Genomic DNA, 17539 nt, shown 5'->3' with positions numbered 1-17539 from the left:
ATCAATGGGGGATTTCTTTTTATCTATTGTTTTCTATATCGTTTTCTTAAGTAGACGCATCTACTACCTATAGTATATGCACTAGGTAGCAAGTTTCACCCTGCCCCGATGTACAGCGTGGAGCAATCTGTCGATGGAGTCTCTCTCTTCGGAGGTGAGTGAATCCTCCAATAGTGCTGCCATCAATCCATATCGATCAGCAAGAGTAATTTTTCCAGAGCTGCTAACTTTAGCAAATAGTTCTGGTATAGCACCGGGAATAAGACGAACTGGAGCCAACATTATACTATAGGGTAATGGCTGTTGTTTATATTTTTAACCTTTTTCCGGAGCTTGGGGATGTGGGGCTATACCCCCTGTAATATCAAATCTGCTTGGGCACCCACTTTCTACTTCCACTAAGCGTGGGTCTTTTCTTCTGCTGAATGCTTCTAAGGAGACCCTACTTCTGAGCTAAGAGTGCTTTAGCCTTTTGCCACAGAGCATCCAACTCATCCAAGGTGTAATCAGACAGTGGGCGCTCAGCCAATGCTTCGACTTGCGCTAACCTTTCAATAAACCTTCCCTGGGTTCCCTGCAAAGCAGCTGAAGGGTCAAGGTCATACCAACGCGCAATATTAATCAGAGTAAACAATACGTCTCCCAATTCTGCTTCCTGGTGGGCTTTATCGTCCTGTTCAAGTGCTTGTTGAAACTCAGCCAATTCTTCGTGAAACTTATCCCAAACTCCCTCAACATTATCCCACTCAAACCCACCACTAGCGGCCTTTTTCGATATCTTCATCCCAGCCATTAGAGGGGGAAGAGTTTTACTATAGCGACTCAGTTTACGACTCAATAATTGCTTATCCGCAATGGTTTCTCCTTTCTCTGCTGCCTTAATGTTTTCCCAGTTTTGACGCACCTCCTCGACATTATCAACCTCGACATCACCGAAAACATGGGGATGACGGCGGATTAGCTTTTGAGTAATCCCCTGAGCTACCTCGGTCAAGGTAAACTGACCTTGCTCACTACTAATTTGAGCTTGCAGAACTACCTGCAATAACAAATCACCCAACTCCTCTGCGATCGCATTTTGCTCCTCACTGCGAATTGCATCCACTACTTCATAAGCTTCTTCAATTACATAAGGAATTAGGGATTGAGGGGTCTGAGCCAAATCCCAAGGACAACCACCCTCAGGCGATCGCAATCTGGCTACTACATCAATCAACTCTTGCAAAGCGGCCAACATCGACACCTGATTAACTGGCTGAGCTTGTTGAGGGGAACTACACATAAAACCGAAAAGCGAAACGCAACTTAATTATTCTTAACGAAATCCAGCACCAATGCCAAATTTTATGTAAGCATTCAGCTATCAGCGTGTCGCGTATCAGCTATCAGCTATTAGCTATCAGCTTATGCCCACGCTACTTGAAGTGCTATCAGCTTTCAGGCGCTTTAACTGTACGGGGTCGGATTAGTAAAGCGAGCAGGGATTTTCAACCAGCCGTACCAGCACCCCCCACCTTGTTTACTACCGACCGTTGATTAGCTGAGGGCTGACAGCTGATAGCTGTTGGCGTAGCCTGCGCGTAGCGCATATGCTTACCTCTTGCTTTTGCGTGCTTTGGGTCTTTGTGGTTTAGTCTTACCCGCACCCCTGGCCTTGCTCCTCCCTTGCTTGGGAGACCATAACCCCGTGATCCCCCCTTTTTTAAACTGCTTATAAGCCGAACTTCCCCAATCACTGACAAAATGCGCGATCGCACCCAACTCCAATCCCACCACACAGGCCATCAACCAGGTACGATATTCCCACACCCTACCCCCCAGCCCTTGAATCAGCTCCAGCCAACGATCTGGTTCATCTTGGAATAGCTGAAACACCAGCAATCCCACACCCCCAAACAAGACGATCCAATTGGCTAGATAAAGCAGTCGCAAAATTGTCCCAATCACTGGTCCATGAGAAAAAATAGAACGGTGAGGCACCATCCTCTGATAAGGGATCCAAATCCAGCGCAACCAGCCCCAACGCTTAAAGGGTCGAGAGTATAGGTCTAAGTCAGGGCTAAACATCAAGCCACCGAACAGGAACCCTCCAGCTACAATCAAGGTCAAATCACTACTCCGGGTTACTACCAGGCTCAAAACCGTGACTACTGGCAAACTCCACAAGGTTATGCGATCATGTATATAGCCAGAGGACATATTTTTTATAGTTGTTGTCGTCTTTGGAAAAATATGCTATAGTAAGTAAGTATTGCATACGGGCGGTTAGCTCAGCGGTAGAGCGCCTGCCTTACAAGCAGGACGTCACTGGTTCGAATCCAGTACTGCCCATGTCCGTCAAATTCCAAGGTTAGTAAACAGCTAGAAAAAATGTCGCAGAGTCTACCAAAAACTCTTATTATTTGTTAGACTTAAATTAGGGTAACACCGACAGGGATTATTATGTAACTTAAATTAAAGCCGAAAACCAAGGGTTTAATAGTTGCGCTGTAATCCCGGTGGAACCAACTTTTTTGACATTTTTATGGCGCTCGCGGGATATTCCGTCAGAGAAGCGCGGAGATACCCCCTGGATGCTATTGCATCTTGCATTGGCGGGCCTTGGTCTATCTTGGTAGACTTTGGTAGCTAAAAAGTATCGGTTTACGAATTTATTCCTCAATGGATATTTTTTTTCTTCTGTTGTCGGGAATCCCTATCTTGATGCAGTCGCTCATGAGGAGGGGCGGCATCAAGACAATGAAAAGCCATTTTTACACAAATGGCTTGTAGGGATCGTAAGCATTCAGCTATCAGCATTCAGCTATCACTTATTAGCTATTACCATTCAGTTAATGCCCTACGGCCACGCTGTCTTGATGCAAAGCGCGAGTGGGGGAAACCCGCTTTGGTGGCGCTGCATCGCTACTTCAGGTGCTTTTGAAGAAAACAGGTAACCATTTGTTTAATCTGAGTTACGTAACCCCCAAAGCTGAAAGCCCCGTGTTTTTAAACCGGGTCAGAAGTTACCGCAAGAATAGTGCAGCCTTTATAGTTGGTAGGCTATGCATTAAAGGTGACAGGTTTTGTTGTAAGGCTGCACTATTCTAAGGTTTCGTCTCCGGGATGAAAGCTAGTAGCGACTTTAGTCGCCGTGAAAAAGGTTTGACTATAACTTGACAGTTTTCCTCAAACGTACTAGCGTAATAATATAACAGAATAGGTCGAGTTCTGATGATCATAATAGAGTTTAAGGCATACGGGAAACCTATCCAATATCAAGCTATAGAAGAAGCAATTCGGACAGTCAAATTTATCCGTAATAGCTGCATCCGTCTATGGATGGACAATAAAGGGACGGGGAAATATGACCTTAGCAAATATTGCAAGATACTTGCTAAAGAATTCTCATTTGCCAATGAATTAAACTCTACTGCTCGGCAAGCTGCGGCTGAAAGGGCATGGTTAGAAGTTACCGTAAGAAGAGTGGAGCCTTTATAGGCGACAGGCTATGCAAAAAAGGGTTAAAACTCATGAAATAAGGCTCCACTCTTCTAAGGTTTCATCTCCGGTCATCAATTTCTCGCTTCTTTGAAAACTGCAAGAAAAAGGTACCAGGAAAGAAAGGTTTTCCTAGCTTTCAAAAACACTGTAGGTCGGTTGAGTATAAGCAATCAGGATGGAAGTTATCCCCTGACAAGAAATCAATCACTTTCAGTGACAAGAAGGGAATTGGAAAGCTAAAGCTCAAGGGTACCTGGGACTTGTGGCGCTTGGACAAGAAGCAAATTAAACGGGTTCGCATTGTAAAAAGGGCTGATGGGTATTATGTTCAATTTTGCATCTCTGCTGAGATAAATGAACAATTGGATCCAGTTGACGCTACTGTAGGATTAGATGTAGGGCTAAAAGATTTATACACCGATTCTAGAGGTAACACAGAACCCAATCCCCGATTTTATAGAACTGGGGAAAAGCGTCTGAAATTTTATCAGCGTCGAGTATCTCGAAAAAAGAAAGGCTCATCTAACCGTAAGAAGGCCGTTAATAGACTAGGCAGACAACATCTCAAAATAAGTAGGCAGCGTGAAGAACATGCCAAGAGACTGGTTAGAAGTTACCGTAAGATAGTGGAGCCTTATTACAAAAGATTTAACCCTTTTATGCAAAGCCGAACACCCATAAAGGCTCCACTATCTAAGGTTTCGTCTCCGGCACGTTGCGTAATCCGGTCTAACGACCTGGTCGCCTAGGTCGATTTGAGAGTGAAAAACCTGGTTAAAAACCATTGTCTAGCTAAATCTATTAACGATGCAGGTTGGTATCAATTCAGAAAATGGTTAGAGCACTTTGGCCAAAAATTTGGTAGAGTCACCGTTGCGGTAAATCCTGCCTATACAAGCCAGAATTGTTCAGATTGTGGCGAAGCGGTTAAAAAGTCACTGTCAACTAGGACTCATGTCTGTAAGTGTGGGTGCCAGTTAAACCGAGACCACAACGCTGCAATCAATATCCTGAAAAGAGCCTTGGGTACGGTGGGGCACACCGGAACCTGGATCATTGATCCAAACTCTTGTGGAGAATCGACCTCTACTCTTCCTGATTCCGGTCTGGTTGAGCAAGTTGGCTCTATGAAGCAAGAATCCCCGCGTCTAATGACCGGGGAGTGTCAAGTCAGCTAATCGAGACGACTGACCGCTGACCGCTGACCGCTGAATGCTTACTAGCGATCGCTATAAGTGTTGGTTAGTAAGCTTTGTAGGGATTATTTTCTAAAAATTTATCATAGCCACACTGGCAGAGCCATTTTCCTTCACCTGTTTGTAGTCTTGAAGTTGCTTTTCCAGCTCAACATGCAGGTGATCAATCTCCTCTTTTTCCAGGATTTCTAATAGGGCTAGATTCAAGTTTTGCTGGGCAGCAATGTATAGGTTTGTATCAATCACAAATACCCTAACTATAATCACACGAGCATTCTCTTCAATGTGGGAAAATAAAACTAACATGTTCTGCTTATGCAAGCCATCGATAGACGGAATTTTATCTTCAATAGCCTGACAAATGCGGCTAGTTTGCTCAGCCGAAATTCCATCAACTTTCAGAGTTAAATTTATGCCCCACTCAAAGGTATCGCCAGTCTTCTGGGACCAATTTTCCACAACGCCAGCAATCATTTTAGAATTGGGAACTTTTTTGATAGAACCCCACTCAGTCAGACGAAGCTGTGTACTTCTTAGACCAATACTGACGATCTGAACAAAACCATTGACTCCGTCCACTGCTACCCAGTCACCGGGTTTATAGAGACCATCAGCGTAGATAATCACCGTACAAAACCAGTCATAGATAATATCTTTCATTAACAAACCTAAGGCAACACCTGCACCACCGACTAGACCGATCAGTGCACCGGCCGATGTCCCCAACAAAATCTCACTGGCTTTAATCACAGCAATCAGGATTGCTGCTGTCTGAAAAAGCCTTGGGAAGTAGGGGACGAACAAATCGTCCAGTTCAGTTTCAGTGTGTGCCGCCAATCCCGCTAGCAGCTCCCCCAGTAGTGGAGCAGCACGGTAAAGAATATAGGTGGCAATGAACAGAGCGCTCACAAAGAGCATCTCGGGGATTTTCTGATTCTGTTCAGGACTAAGATGGGTTGCCGCAACACTATGTACTAGCCATAATCCAGCCAGCCAAATTAGCCAGCCTAATGGTGCCCTAAGAATCTTAATAAACTCATCGTCTAGGGTAGTTTCTGTAGCGCTAGTCAGACGCTCAATTCTGTCAATGATTATGGCAGTGAACAAACCTCGACATATTTGGGTGAGGAGGAGGATGACCACCACCATAAGTATCGTGGAAAGAGGGATGTTGCCGAGCTGGAAGTCGGAATCAAATATCCTTTCTTTGATTAGGTTGATTGTACTCTTAAGGTTTTCCATAGTTTTGACTAAAATAGAACAGCATAAAGCTCCAAATGCCTAGTTGGCACTGGTTATTAAAGATATTGCACCAGTAAAAACCTAATTAATAATAGGTAAATTTGGATCGGATAGCAGGTGATTTAAAGACTAGTTATTAGTTCTGTTATTAGCTAATAACTAGTCGGAATTTGAGCACTGTAGATACTAGTTTTTGTTCCATGAATCCTCAATAACAAGTTATTAGGTTTGATTTAAATGGAAGACACTTCAGTATAATCGAAAAAAAACAATACCAACTATAGTAATAACACTGATCATAAATGTATTATCAATTAACGTAGTAATTGCTTAAGTAAGAGGACGTAGAAACTACGATTCAAGGAATCAAGAATCCAGCTATAGCGTTTTCAAAGGAGTTGTCAAGTCATAGATTGTGGAAAAAGGCAATAGACAATAGGCAATAGCTCCAGATTTTTATAGTAAAATCAAATAAGATATTCTCAGTTTTTCAATCGTTTTAAAACGCTATATAATACTGATATATCAATCCTAAAGTTTTTGTTAAAAATACGTTATCTTCAAATAGTTTTGATAAAAAAAGTGGCCTGTTAACCATTCCAAAACTAACACCATCAACTAACCTATCAAATCTCCATAGTTTTCCCTTGAATTTAAATAATTAATATTTCAATCAACTCTTAGTAGTTCGTACTTAATTATTGTCTCGACTATCAGTTTATATCTAACTCAGCTAAAATTTATAAATTTTAAGGTAAAATAACTAAAACTTTAAGTAGATCAAGATTGGATAAAAAAAAATATGATGATATAAAATTCGATAGTTTATCCCTTTCCCCACAAGGGAAAAGGGAACAGGGAAAAGGGAACAGGGAAACATAGGCAGGCGTGGTAGGTGTTTAAAGTGTGGTAAATATGGTAAGTGTGGGGCGCGCGGAGCAACTGGCGTCCTTTCCACGGGGCTTTAGTAGAGCCCCTGGCTTAACAGCAGGACGTCACTGGCTCGAATCAAGTACTGCCCATGTCTGTTGAATGCCAAGGTTATTGGTAGCAGTGTTGCTACCATTCTTGAGTCATTGGCAGCATATTCCACAAGAAGCACCGATTCCTAACGTAGTGAGTCATCGGTAGCTTCTTAGTGATGGTGTTTACTTATGCTGTTTTGTGGCTCCGAATGTACGGTGGTGGCTAACTTGGGCACCAGAGTTCCATAAGTAACTGAATTACGAACCTTCCTGCCAACCTTCAATAGCTGCGAACAAAACATTCACCAAGGGATGATCTACCGCCTCTTTAAATGCCTCTGTTCCCCCCGTTTTTAAGACATTAATCACCCTTTGTTTTAGGGTGGGTTTACCTTCAATCTGATCCACCGCCTTAGCCACCACTGCCATTTTTTCAGCATTGGTTGAAGTGGGGTTAGTTTGGGACAGTTGCTCTAAAAGCTGTTGAATTTATGCTGCTGCCTCAGTTAAATTATGGTCTTTGGAATAGTCGTTTAACGTACCACCGTGCTGATCTCTATTAGCGAAGCCACCACCAAATTTGGCACCACGGAGGTCATTGTTAATTGGCTGTTCAGACATAGTGTTTCCCTCATTGTGATAATTTTCTGCATACAAACTCGGACGCTGTAGCGCTGTTTCTACCTGTCTAATTAAAAGATTAATTAAATTATCTTTTTCTTGAATCAAACGTAGCAAAGCATCTTGAGATAAAGATTTAAGTTCTTCTTTCGGTTGAAGGTTTTCCTTTGGCTTCCAGGTGCTACTCAGAGATTGCTGCATCAACTTTGACTGCTCGCTCCATGGAAGCGATTGGATAGTTTGCTTGATAGTTCTAAAGAATTCGACAATGGCTTCTTCTCTTTGATAGTTTGATATTCCATAATCCTCAAAAATTCTGGGGATTGAATAGGGAATAGTGTGATATATGATAAACTGTTCAAGAGTAGAAAAAGCAATGAGATGTTGTTCGTAGGAAAGACTCCTCCTTTTTTCTAAAAAGCGATCGCATAACTTAATTACTGCACTATACACTTTGTCTGGTAAATTTTCGACAAAGTACCTTGTAAATTCTTCGTCTGTCATAGTTTCCCTGTTATCAGTTCAGCAACCTGTTTGTAAGATGTTCAAGATTTTAATATTTTCAAGATTTTTCCATATAGTTCCATGCCTGTTTGAAAATCTAAATTCCCGGAAAACTTGAACGTTTCTAATTCTTTGCTCTTTAAGCCTTGTGGCGGCACAACTGATTTATAGATAAGGAGAGTTTTTTGAGGAAAAAGAGCCAAGCAAGCTCCTAAATCGAGATAGGCTATAGCCTGAAATTGTTGAGATGATTCTTCTAATGAAGGTAGACAAATAATCGCACTAAAACAAGACTTAATTTCATCAATTCGAGTATTAACTGTTTCTAAGCTATTAGACTGACTGCGCTCTATCTTATCTAAGTTAGCTATCTCGGCATCTCGTTCGTATAAAGCCTTAAATATAGTCCCAATTTGCTCAAAAAATTGTTCCCTGTAATAGGATTAAAATATTTTATTAGGTCTCTTATTATTAGGAATTGGTAGCATACCCATGTTTAACGAACAACTAACTAAAACTTTAACTATATAAAGCTTGTATAAAAAAAAATATGATGAGAGAAAATTCGATAGTTTATCCCTTGATCCACAATGGATATCATCTATAGCATTTACAAGGGAACAGGGAACAGGGAATAGGGAACAGTAGGAAAAAGCTCGGAAGATTTTTTGGTGTTATTAAAAAGCGATGCAGAGGTGCGACCCGTGGCGAATTTAATTCGTCTACGGAAAACGCACCTAAGCGGTCTTGACCACACTGCATCGCTACTCCCTACTCCCTACTCCCTACTCCCTAAAATCTAGGACGAGGGTACCTAACCCTTAGCCTTTTGGCCTTTAGGCCACGCTACGCGAACGGCCAGGCTACGCGAACATCCTTCTAGGCATAAACTTTTTGATAGTAAGCTTGATACTCTTGGGATAGCAATGGTTGCCACCAATCCCGGTTGCTTAGATACCACTCAATAGTTTTACGTAGGCCACCTGCTAAGGTTTCTGTTGGTACCCAACCCAGTTCAGTTTTAATTTTAGTCGCATCAATAGCATAGCGACGGTCATGGCCTGGGCGGTCTTTGACAAAGGTAATTAACTGTTGTGCTGGAGCAACCGGTAGATCAGGGGCTAATTCATTCATCAGCTCGCAAATCTGGTGAACTAGGTCTAGGTTTTTGACTTCGTTATTGCCACCAATGTTATAGGTTTCTCCTGGTTGACCTTTGTGAATCACCACATCTAAAGCACGGCAATGATCACCCACATACAGCCAATCTCGAATATTTTGTCCATCCCCGTAGACTGGTAGAGATTTGCCCAACAGGATGTTGATGCACATCAGGGGAATTAATTTTTCTGGAAAATGATAGGGTCCGTAGTTATTGGAGCAATTGGTAATAATAGTGGGAACCCCATAGGTATGGTAATAAGCCCGGGCAAGATGGTCACTGCCAGCTTTGGAAGCTGAATAGGGACTGTTGGGGGCATAGGGTGTGGTTTCACAGAAGGCTGGGTCATCAGCACTTAGACTGCCATACACTTCATCCGTGGAAACATGGAGGAAGCGATAATCCCTTGGTTGTCCTTGATTTTGCCATTGTTGCCGGAAGGATTCTAGTAGGGTGAAGGAACCGACCACATTAGTGCGGATAAAAGCATCGGGTCCTAAAATGGAGCGGTCAACATGGGATTCAGCAGCAAAGTGGGCGACGGTGTCGATGTTTTCTTCCTGGAGCAGGCGGTCTACTAGAGTGCGATCGCATATGTCTCCCTGGACAAACCGCAAATTTGCTTTGTCTTCCAGACCGGCCAGATTCTGGCGGTTACCAGCATAAGTCAGAGCATCTAGTACCACCACGCGATCGCCTGGGTACTGTTCACACCAGTGATGAACAAAATTCGAGCCAATAAATCCTGCACCACCTGTTACTAGTAATTGGCGAGGTTGTCTAGTAGTCAGGGATTTTTGTTCAAAAGAATTCATGATTAGTTTGAGTGGGTTAGTGCTTCAATGGGTTAGTAGAAAAGTAAGCATTGAGCTATCAGCATTCAGTTATCAGCATTCATCTATCAGCATTCAGTTATCAGCATTCATCTATCAGTTATCAGCATTCAGCATTCAGCCATCAGCTATCAGCTATCAGCCATTGGCCAATGGCTTTTACCCAGACCTTCAATTCTCATTAATCTCGAACTATTAAATTCGACCGTTCAAGGTTTATTTGAAGCTGACCGCTGATCGCTGACGGCTGACCGCTGAATTATTACCTTAAGTTAGTTCAACTTGTGAGTCATCACCAATCATGAATCGTAAGGCTTTTGGATGTTGGGGTGCAGCTTTAACTTGAGCTCGTTCTCCAATTAAACTATCAACAATTCGTTGATGAATCCCCGTTAATTTAGCACCTTTTAGAATCACGCTATGCTCAATGTCAGCATCTAAGAGAGTAGCTTGGTCAGCAATGCTAGTATATGGACCAATGAAGCAGTTTTCCAGATGGCAGTTTTCACCAATGGTAACTGGACCACGAATGGTACAATTAGTAATAGAAGACCCCTTACCAATCTGTACCCGTCCGCTAATTCGACTTTCGGAGTCAATTTCACCATCAACAGCAGATTCTAGGCAAGTATCTAGAATAATCTGGTTAGCAGCTAACAAGTCATCTTTTTTACCAGTATCCAGCCACCAACCTTTGATTTGAAACGCTTCTACATTTTTTTGTTGATCAATCAAGTATTGAATCGCATCGGTAATTTCCAGTTCCCCTCTAGCAGAAGGCTGGATATTAGCAATTGCTTGATGGATAACAGGAGAAAATAGGTAAACACCTACCAGTGCCAGATTAGAAGGAGGAACTTTCGGTTTTTCTACTAGCTGCAACACTCGCCCGAATTCATCGACTTTGGCAACACCAAAAGCAGTAGGATTATCTACCTCCCGTAGCAGAGTTAAAGCATCCAGATTTTTGTTCTGGAAATTCTCTACAAATAAGTTCAGCTCACTTTGAACCAAGTTGTCTCCCAAGTACATGACAAAGGGAGAATCTCCGAGAAAGGGTTGGGCCACTTTAACGGCGTGGGCAAGTCCTAAGGGTTGGTCTTGGAGGATATAGGTAATGTTGGCTCCGAAGCGATCGCCATTTCCTGTTTTAGCCTTAACTTCTTCCCCAGTTTCAGGACTGATAATAATACCGATATCAGTAATACCAGCAGCGATAATCGCTTCAAGCCCATACCACAAAATTGGTTTATTGGCAACAGGTACTAACTGTTTGGCACCAGTATAAGTTAGGGGACGTAAACGAGTTCCTTTTCCCCCAGAAAGAATTAGTGCTTTCATAAGCTATATGAAATCCTCACTATAAAGTCTGAAATATGAAATATGAATTATTAAGGTTGTTCGCCCTTGGCATTCGGTGAAGGGTAGGTTGAAGGTTGTTCGCCCTTGGCGTTCCCGTAGGGTAGGTTGAAGGTTGTTTGGTTGTTTGGTTGTTTGGTTGGCAGGTTGTTTGGTTGAACTTGAACTATAGCGGTTCTCATACTAATCAGGTACACAGGATTGTTTTCCGATGCCCGATGCCCGATGCCCGATGCCCGATTCCCTACTCCCTACTCCCTACTCCCTATGCTTATAGCAATTACCCAAGCTTTTGATAAAGTTCTGCTAGCATTTGCCTCAAAGATTGACGCCAATGGGGCGGATAGCTTCCCAAGGTTTGGGATATTTTCTGGTTTGAGAGAACTGAGTAAGCTGGACGCTGAGCGGGAGTGGGGTATTCTGGGGTAGTAATTGGGACAACTCGCTGCAATTTTAAGGGGAAGCCCAGCAGTTTGGCTTCTTCAAAGATGGCAACGGCAAAGTCATACCAACTGGTGACACCAGTGTTGGTGAAGTGATAGATTCCTCCTAGCATTGGATTAGAATCCATTGCTTGCAAAAGTTGAGTAATGGTTACTGCTATATCTTTAGCCCAGGTAGGAGTACCCACTTGATCCGCTACCACCCGAAGCTCTTCTCGCTCAGCCCCTAGTCGTAACATGGTTTTGACAAAGTTGCCATGACCACGAGTACCATAAACCCAAGCAGTCCTGAGGATGAGAATGCGATCGCATTTTTGCTGCACCCCTTCTTCCCCTTGCAGTTTCGACTTACCATAAGAACCGATGGGATTAGGAGTGTCTTGCTCCGTGTAAGGAGTATTTTTTTTGCCATCGAACACATAGTCGGTGGAAATATGGAGCAGGATGGCTCCTAAATTCTGAGCTTCCTCTGCCATGATGGTTGGAGCAACAGCATTAATCGATTTAGCCAGTGCCAGTTCTGTCTCTGCTTTATCCACAGCCGTGTAAGCCGCTGCATTGACAATCACGTCAGGCTTAATCTGATGAATTACCTGACGAATACTCTCTGGCTCAGCTAAGTCCATATCGCTGCGCCCCACACCGATGACTTGGCCTAGGGGACTCAGAGTATCTTCCAACTCTTGACCCACTTGTCCAGTAATCCCAGTGAGTAAGATTTTTTTCATGCAAAAACCTCGGCTGTTTTGAAAGACTTACCCGCTTGATCTTTAGCCGACAGACTGGGAGAGTCGGTCAGAGGCCAATGAATGGCTAGGTCAGGGTCATTCCACACAATAGTCCGCTCGTGATCAGGAGCGTAGAAGTCAGTAGTCTTATATAAAACTTCAGCGAATTCAGAGACTACCAGGAATCCGTGGGCAAATCCAGCTGGAATCCAGATTTGTTGTTTATTTTCTGCACTCAGCAAACAACTAACCCACTGTCCAAAGGTCGGGGAGCTTTTTCTAATATCCACTGCCACATCAAATATAGTTCCGAGTAAAACCCGCACCAGTTTACCTTGGGGCTGCTGAATCTGGTAGTGTAATCCTCGAAGCACCCCTTGGGCTGAACGGGAATAGTTATCCTGGACAAACTCAGCGGTGATCCCAGCTTTATCTGCTAGAACTCGTTTATTGTAGCTTTCAAAGAAAAAACCACGGTCATCACCAAAGACACGGGGTTCAAGAATTAAGACTTCGGGTATTTTGGTTTCAATAACGTTCATACAGTTCTCTGGTTGATTAGCTAAGCCTCTTAAAGTGACCAACTCCTCATCAAGTTTGTGTTATCTACACTGAAAGAATTTCAATACTTTGTAAACTTTTTGTGAAATATCTCAGCTTGACACTTTCCTCCCTAGTAGTCTGTTAATTGAAAACAAGATTGATAGGGGAGTAATTATAATAGTAGTCTGCACTCAAGTAGACTACACCTAGTTGTGTAGAAAGGGAGGGATGGCAAGATGGGGAAGATCGATCGAGGCTTAATCTGACGAACTTTTGTATTCTACTGAATTTAAAATTGCTATCAGGATTTCGTAAAGGCGAATGGTGTAAACTATCGAAAAAATTAAATTAACTAAACTAAATTAACGAAAAGTCATTCAGATTACCGATTACCCATTACTTCAAGAACAAAATTACGAAAGAGCACTACTACCTCTGGGATGATTTGATGTCCCATGTCAAATTCTTGATACTTGACCTGTATCCCTAAACCAGTTAGAGTATATCTAGCATTGTGAGCAGCCATTAACGGTACAACCTCGTCTTGTCTACCATGAACTATCAAAATTGCTGGTAACGATGAGCCTGTAGGAGGTTGGGTTCGGCTATGTAAATAGCCACTCATGGATACTAAGCCTGCTATTGGCAAGGTCAACCCTACATCTAATGTCATGGCTCCGCCTTGGGAAAATCCACTCAGAATGGTGCGGGATAGGGGCACGCCAGTGCTCACTTCGTTCGCGTAGCGTGGCCTTTTGGCCAGGGATTTGAGCCAATCAATTAGCTGCTGTCTGCTTTCGGTTAAGCCTTGATACTCCGGGCCATTCAAATCATACCACATTTTACCCTCAGGTACAGCAGGATGGTCAAAGGGAGCTTCAGCAAATAGAAACTGATAGTCTGGTAAGTTTAGCGCCTTAGCCAAAGATACCAAATCTTGGGAGTTGGCTCCAAAGCCATGTAAGCAGACAATTAATCCAGCTGGTGGTTGATTGTTGGTAGGGGGAATGTTAATATAGTTCAGCTGCAAAGATTTATCTCCATCAGAGTAGGTGATCTCTTGAGAATTGTACGCTTTTTGGCAAGCAGTTGATAACAGCGTTATTCCCAGAGCTACTAAACTTTGGAATAGAAATTTTCGTCGCTTAAATGAATTGATTTTCACAAGTAATAGGCTTTGGAAGGTTGGGAGGTTGAACGCGCACGCGTGGCCTATTGGCCAAGGTTGGGAGGTTGGAGGTTGGGAGGTTGAAGGTTGGGAGGTTGAAGGTTGGGAGGTTGAAGGTTGGGAGGTTGAAGGTTGGGAGGTTGAAGGTTGGGAGGTTGAAGGTTGGGAGGTTGGGAGGTTGAAGGTTGAACGCGATGGACTTCGTCCCGCTTTCAGCGAACCCGTGGCCTATTGGCCAAGGTTGAAGGTTGGAGGGTTGAACGCGATGGCGTGGCCTATTGGCCAAGGTTGAAGGTTGAAGGCTTGGAGGTGGTTTTTGTCCAGGCGTCCGTTGTAGGGTAGGTTGGAGTTTGATGATTGACGGTGAGGGAATCTCAAATTAACATTACTGATTACTGATTACTGATTACTGATTACTGATTACTGATTACTGATTACTGATTACTGATTAATGATTACCGATTACCCTCAATCGTTCCACCATTGACCAACGCCTTGCCTGTTGCTGTTGCTAGAGAAAACTGCACAGGTTAAATAGCCTGACATCTATATACTAGTAGAGTGCTGTCTCAATCGGTTATGGATGCATCTAGATACTCGACAATTCGGGTATTTGACCCAACCAATAACGAAAAAGGCTACAAAGTCTGCCATCAACAGGAAGCACAGGAGTTTTTTCAACAAACACTCCTGGGATTGGATCAAAAGGAAAGGTTATTAGCTCAGTGGGAGCGAGGTATCCAGGATTTACTGCTATCCTGGTTTCGTGCTGAGCTATCTACTGTTGATACTACATGTGATACTAAATACCGGGCGTTAGCTGGACTGTGTCTTCGGTGCTATGTTTCAATGCCTATCCTAAAGGCTTGTAAAAAACTAGCGAGTCAGTTTTGCCTTGACTATCGGTTAACTTACCGTGAGCTGCTATCCTATGTACTCAATGATGATGGCAAAACTCCGATTATTCTCGATAGTGATGGCAAAGCTCAACTGGTTGTTAATAAGCAAGGTGAGATTGAACCTGGACTTGGTCAGTTTTTTACGATTGATGTCTTGGCAAGCTATCGTCTGAACTCACCAGCTCGCTTCAGTTTGGACAATTGGGCATATCTGAAAACCAAACAACATCCTGATATCAAACGTTGCTTAGCTGAACAGGGATTGCCCTTGTCCAGTAACTGGTCACTGTTGGGACGAGTTAAACTCAGACACCTTGAACAGCTCTATCCACGCGATCGCAAACTAGTAGAAACCTTCCATACTGTCTATTCTCAAGACAGACAACAGCAACGGCGCCATAGAGTTAACCATAAACTTAACCCTAGAGTTAACCAATGCCTTGAGCCTAGGGATGACCAACTCCAAGACATGCTCCACCTGTTGCCAGAACGTGGTGTTATCATCAATTCCACCAAAGAGCTTCACAAAGAACTAACCAGGATAGCCAAGGGTCTGCAAGAAGAGGAGATTTGGAGCCGCAGAGGAAGTCCGATCTGGGAACCTCTAGAAGCACGGGATCCAGAAACTGGCGAGTATGTCCCCAAAGAATTACCTGATCTAAACTCTATTAATACCATAGATCATTTAGGACAATCTGAATTGCAGGATTTTCTTGAACAGGGACTGATTGAGGTTTTAGATCACGCGATAGCGCAAGCCTTGGCTGAGCACATTGCCTCTTTAGAGCAAAGTCGCCGTTACGCTTGTTTTGCTTCAAAGGTTATCCCAGGTTTCCGATTCCTTTACTGTGAGGGTAAGTCTCTTAAAGAGATAGCAACCCTTGTGAAGATGACCAATCATTCCCAAGCCAGCCGAGTCTTGGCACCAGGGAAACTGCTGAATCGCGTTCATTATCTGAGTGTAGAAAATTTTTTCCAGCTTATCTCAACAACTACTAAGGGATTAGCTCTGGAAGAAAATGCCACAAAGCTCGATTATTTGAGTAACCTGATGCAGGAAGTAGAGGCTTTCTTGAACACACAAGTTTTTCAAGAAGCGGTAGCAGAACTGAGTACTTCTAAAACCCGTTCAATGGCTAGTTTATATGCTCAGCGATTGTGCCGATATCTAGATGAACACAATCAAAAAAAATAAGGATGAAACTAATGAATAAGGATAGGACAGATTCCAGGGATATAGCCCTTGCAAACCGAGAAGTATTTTGGCTAGAACCTGAAGACTTTGAGCAAGCGATAAAGATTAGTGAAAAAGTTAATAGTGAGGCCAAAAATTGGCCAAATTATCTAAATAGTTTAGCCTTATTTGGTTTTGAAAGATGGTTAGAAGAACGGGTTAAGCTGCCAATTAATAAGGATAAATGTTCGGTGTTTCAACCAGAGTATGCTAATCTGATTGAAACGGTATGTAATTTTAAAGTTGGTAATTTTAATCTGTGTATAATTGTCACGGAAACCCTCATATATCCAGGGGTTAATATACCAATAGCTGCTGTTGAATTACCAGAACTTGCCGCTCATTTTTATATCATAATTGAGGTGAAAGAAACCCAAGAACAGGGTATTATTAGAGGTATTTTACGTCACGACGAGTTGGTTAACTATCGCGAAACAGCTAACTTACCACAAGGTAACCGTAACTATAACTTACCTCTGTCTTTATTTGATCAGCAACCAAATCATTTACTGCACTACTTGCGTTGGTTAGATTCCCAAGAGATCACAATTCCAGTTGCTGATACTAAGCGTTCTGTTCAGGAAATCCTACCATTCTTTGCTGAAACAGCCATTAATACAGCAGAATGGCTGCGAGGAGAAATGGATGAGTTAGCAAGCTGTTTATCTTGGCAACTGCTTCCTGACTATACCTTTTCTAAGCCATCAATGCGTCGGATTAGTCCAGTATCGGATGAACCAGACAGATATCGAGCGATCGCTAAAGAGTTGAGAAGACAAAAAGGATTAATTGTTCCGTCTCATGCTCGTGGCTCTTACCAAACTGTTAATTTAAATGGCATTCTGTTCAAACTATGTGCTGTTACCTGGTTCATTTACCAGAAAGCACCAGAAGATACTCGAGAATGGGCATTGCTATTGCTAATCGAAGACTGTCTTGGTAATACACTTCCCCCTGGTATGAAGTTACGAATCAGCGAATTCACTGGTGTTGTCTCTGAAGCGATATTGGTAAATGAACGTTATCTCCATGTTGCAGTAGCAGGTAGGTGGAACCAAAAATTTGTAGCTACCATTTCTCTAAGTAATGGAGCCTCATTAACCCTACTTCCCTTCGCTTTTGATCCTGATAAATGTTTATGATATTTTAAGAGGGAGTA

General features: G+C 42.8%; 16 protein-coding genes, 1 tRNA gene and 2 pseudogenes. 8 read left to right on the top strand and 11 right to left on the bottom strand.

Going from position 1 to position 17539, the window contains the following annotated elements:
• Positions 1 to 81: 81 nt before the first annotated feature.
• The 3 genes from F6K63_RS11880 to F6K63_RS11870 form a co-directional block, all read right to left on the bottom strand.
• On the bottom strand, positions 82 to 282 hold the full coding sequence (locus tag F6K63_RS11880) for a hypothetical protein (RefSeq protein ID WP_008178378.1): 201 nt from the start codon (positions 280 to 282) through the stop codon (positions 82 to 84).
• A gap of 160 nt (positions 283 to 442) precedes the next feature.
• Positions 443 to 1282, bottom strand: coding sequence for a nucleoside triphosphate pyrophosphohydrolase (gene mazG / locus F6K63_RS11875; RefSeq protein ID WP_287267777.1), 840 nt, complete (start codon positions 1280 to 1282; stop codon positions 443 to 445).
• 311 nt (positions 1283 to 1593) lie between these two features.
• Positions 1594 to 2199, bottom strand: coding sequence for a metal-binding protein (locus F6K63_RS11870; protein WP_287312200.1), 606 nt, complete (start codon positions 2197 to 2199; stop codon positions 1594 to 1596).
• Positions 2200 to 2259: 60 nt separating this feature from the next.
• Here F6K63_RS11870 and F6K63_RS11865 point away from each other — a divergent pair.
• The 4 genes and pseudogenes from F6K63_RS11865 to F6K63_RS11845 all read left to right on the top strand — a co-directional run.
• A tRNA-Val gene (locus F6K63_RS11865) sits at positions 2260 to 2331 on the top strand.
• A gap of 290 nt (positions 2332 to 2621) precedes the next feature.
• The gene (locus F6K63_RS11860; RefSeq protein WP_071103782.1) at positions 2622 to 2936 is read left to right on the top strand and encodes a hypothetical protein; all 315 of its coding nucleotides are present in this window, start codon (positions 2622 to 2624) and stop codon (positions 2934 to 2936) included.
• Between the two features lie 277 nt (positions 2937 to 3213).
• Positions 3214 to 3444, top strand: a pseudogene (locus F6K63_RS11850) (RNA-guided endonuclease TnpB family protein); the annotation flags it as partial.
• A gap of 107 nt (positions 3445 to 3551) precedes the next feature.
• Positions 3552 to 4661 (top strand): annotated as a pseudogene (locus F6K63_RS11845) (RNA-guided endonuclease InsQ/TnpB family protein); the annotation flags it as partial.
• Between the two features lie 90 nt (positions 4662 to 4751).
• Here the strand turns inward: F6K63_RS11845 and F6K63_RS11840 are convergent.
• The 5 genes from F6K63_RS11840 to F6K63_RS11815 all read right to left on the bottom strand — a co-directional run bounded on the left by F6K63_RS11840 (position 4752) and on the right by F6K63_RS11815 (position 11347).
• Complete coding sequence (locus tag F6K63_RS11840; RefSeq protein ID WP_287312198.1) at positions 4752 to 5921, bottom strand: mechanosensitive ion channel family protein; 1170 nt, start codon at positions 5919 to 5921, stop codon at positions 4752 to 4754.
• Positions 5922 to 7144: 1223 nt separating this feature from the next.
• The gene (locus F6K63_RS11835; RefSeq protein WP_158026344.1) at positions 7145 to 7315 is read right to left on the bottom strand and encodes a hypothetical protein; all 171 of its coding nucleotides are present in this window, start codon (positions 7313 to 7315) and stop codon (positions 7145 to 7147) included.
• Between the two features lie 60 nt (positions 7316 to 7375).
• Positions 7376 to 8011: a hypothetical protein gene (locus F6K63_RS11830; protein WP_287267780.1), complete on the bottom strand. Its 636-nt coding sequence runs from the start codon at positions 8009 to 8011 to the stop codon at positions 7376 to 7378.
• A gap of 879 nt (positions 8012 to 8890) precedes the next feature.
• On the bottom strand, positions 8891 to 9988 hold the full coding sequence (gene rfbB / locus F6K63_RS11825) for a dTDP-glucose 4,6-dehydratase (RefSeq protein ID WP_071103787.1): 1098 nt from the start codon (positions 9986 to 9988) through the stop codon (positions 8891 to 8893).
• 285 nt (positions 9989 to 10273) lie between these two features.
• Entirely contained in the window at positions 10274 to 11347 is a 1074-nt protein-coding gene (locus F6K63_RS11815) for a glucose-1-phosphate thymidylyltransferase (RefSeq protein ID WP_071103789.1), read from the bottom strand.
• Between the two features lie 137 nt (positions 11348 to 11484).
• Between F6K63_RS11815 and F6K63_RS11810 the strand changes: the two genes are divergently transcribed.
• Entirely contained in the window at positions 11485 to 11661 is a 177-nt protein-coding gene (locus F6K63_RS11810) for a hypothetical protein (protein WP_154659650.1), read from the top strand.
• Here the strand turns inward: F6K63_RS11810 and rfbD are convergent.
• The 3 genes from rfbD to F6K63_RS11795 all read right to left on the bottom strand — a co-directional run bounded on the left by rfbD (position 11646) and on the right by F6K63_RS11795 (position 14109).
• Positions 11646 to 12536, bottom strand: a complete 891-nt coding sequence (gene rfbD, locus F6K63_RS11805; protein WP_008178352.1) for a dTDP-4-dehydrorhamnose reductase — start codon at positions 12534 to 12536, stop codon at positions 11646 to 11648. The genes F6K63_RS11810 and rfbD overlap by 16 nt on opposite strands.
• Positions 12533 to 13078, bottom strand: coding sequence for a dTDP-4-dehydrorhamnose 3,5-epimerase (rfbC, locus tag F6K63_RS11800; protein ID WP_008178350.1), 546 nt, complete (start codon positions 13076 to 13078; stop codon positions 12533 to 12535). Before rfbC ends, rfbD begins: the two co-directional genes overlap by 4 nt.
• Before the next feature lie 383 nt (positions 13079 to 13461).
• Positions 13462 to 14109: an alpha/beta hydrolase gene (locus F6K63_RS11795; protein ID WP_287251142.1), complete on the bottom strand. Its 648-nt coding sequence runs from the start codon at positions 14107 to 14109 to the stop codon at positions 13462 to 13464.
• A 163-nt stretch (positions 14110 to 14272) separates the two neighbouring features.
• Here F6K63_RS11795 and F6K63_RS11790 point away from each other — a divergent pair, with 163 nt between their 5' ends.
• The 3 genes from F6K63_RS11790 to F6K63_RS11780 all read left to right on the top strand — a co-directional run bounded on the left by F6K63_RS11790 (position 14273) and on the right by F6K63_RS11780 (position 17522).
• Positions 14273 to 14539: a hypothetical protein gene (locus F6K63_RS11790; RefSeq protein WP_287251131.1), complete on the top strand. Its 267-nt coding sequence runs from the start codon at positions 14273 to 14275 to the stop codon at positions 14537 to 14539.
• Positions 14540 to 14826: 287 nt separating this feature from the next.
• Positions 14827 to 16341: a hypothetical protein gene (locus F6K63_RS11785; RefSeq protein ID WP_287251132.1), complete on the top strand. Its 1515-nt coding sequence runs from the start codon at positions 14827 to 14829 to the stop codon at positions 16339 to 16341.
• 11 nt (positions 16342 to 16352) lie between these two features.
• Positions 16353 to 17522, top strand: coding sequence for a DUF1822 family protein (locus F6K63_RS11780; RefSeq protein WP_165691829.1), 1170 nt, complete (start codon positions 16353 to 16355; stop codon positions 17520 to 17522).
• The last annotated feature ends 17 nt before the right edge of the window (positions 17523 to 17539 follow it).

This window comes from Moorena sp. SIO1G6 (genome assembly GCF_010672795.1).
Taxonomy (GTDB): domain Bacteria; phylum Cyanobacteriota; class Cyanobacteriia; order Cyanobacteriales; family Coleofasciculaceae; genus Moorena; species Moorena producens.
Note: the sequence above shows the minus strand (reverse complement) of the source record. Positions and strands in the feature narration are given on the sequence as shown.

Excerpts from the sequence above, each read along its gene's own strand:
- rfbB (WP_071103787.1), bottom strand. The coding sequence starts at position 9,988 with ATGAATTCTTTTGAACAAAAATCCCTGACTACTAGACAACCTCGCCAA.
- F6K63_RS11835 (WP_158026344.1), bottom strand. The coding sequence starts at position 7,315 with ATGGCAGTGGTGGCTAAGGCGGTGGATCAGATTGAAGGTAAACCCACC.
- F6K63_RS11785 (WP_287251132.1), top strand. The coding sequence starts at position 14,827 with ATGGATGCATCTAGATACTCGACAATTCGGGTATTTGACCCAACCAAT.
- F6K63_RS11840 (WP_287312198.1), bottom strand. The coding sequence starts at position 5,921 with ATGGAAAACCTTAAGAGTACAATCAACCTAATCAAAGAAAGGATATTT.
- rfbC (WP_008178350.1), bottom strand. The coding sequence starts at position 13,078 with ATGAACGTTATTGAAACCAAAATACCCGAAGTCTTAATTCTTGAACCC.
- F6K63_RS11880 (WP_008178378.1), bottom strand. The coding sequence starts at position 282 with ATGTTGGCTCCAGTTCGTCTTATTCCCGGTGCTATACCAGAACTATTT.
- F6K63_RS11830 (WP_287267780.1), bottom strand. The coding sequence starts at position 8,011 with ATGACAGACGAAGAATTTACAAGGTACTTTGTCGAAAATTTACCAGAC.
- F6K63_RS11780 (WP_165691829.1), top strand. The coding sequence starts at position 16,353 with ATGAATAAGGATAGGACAGATTCCAGGGATATAGCCCTTGCAAACCGA.
- mazG (WP_287267777.1), bottom strand. The coding sequence starts at position 1,282 with ATGTGTAGTTCCCCTCAACAAGCTCAGCCAGTTAATCAGGTGTCGATG.
- F6K63_RS11870 (WP_287312200.1), bottom strand. The coding sequence starts at position 2,199 with ATGTCCTCTGGCTATATACATGATCGCATAACCTTGTGGAGTTTGCCA.
- rfbD (WP_008178352.1), bottom strand. The coding sequence starts at position 12,536 with ATGAAAAAAATCTTACTCACTGGGATTACTGGACAAGTGGGTCAAGAG.
- F6K63_RS11815 (WP_071103789.1), bottom strand. The coding sequence starts at position 11,347 with ATGAAAGCACTAATTCTTTCTGGGGGAAAAGGAACTCGTTTACGTCCC.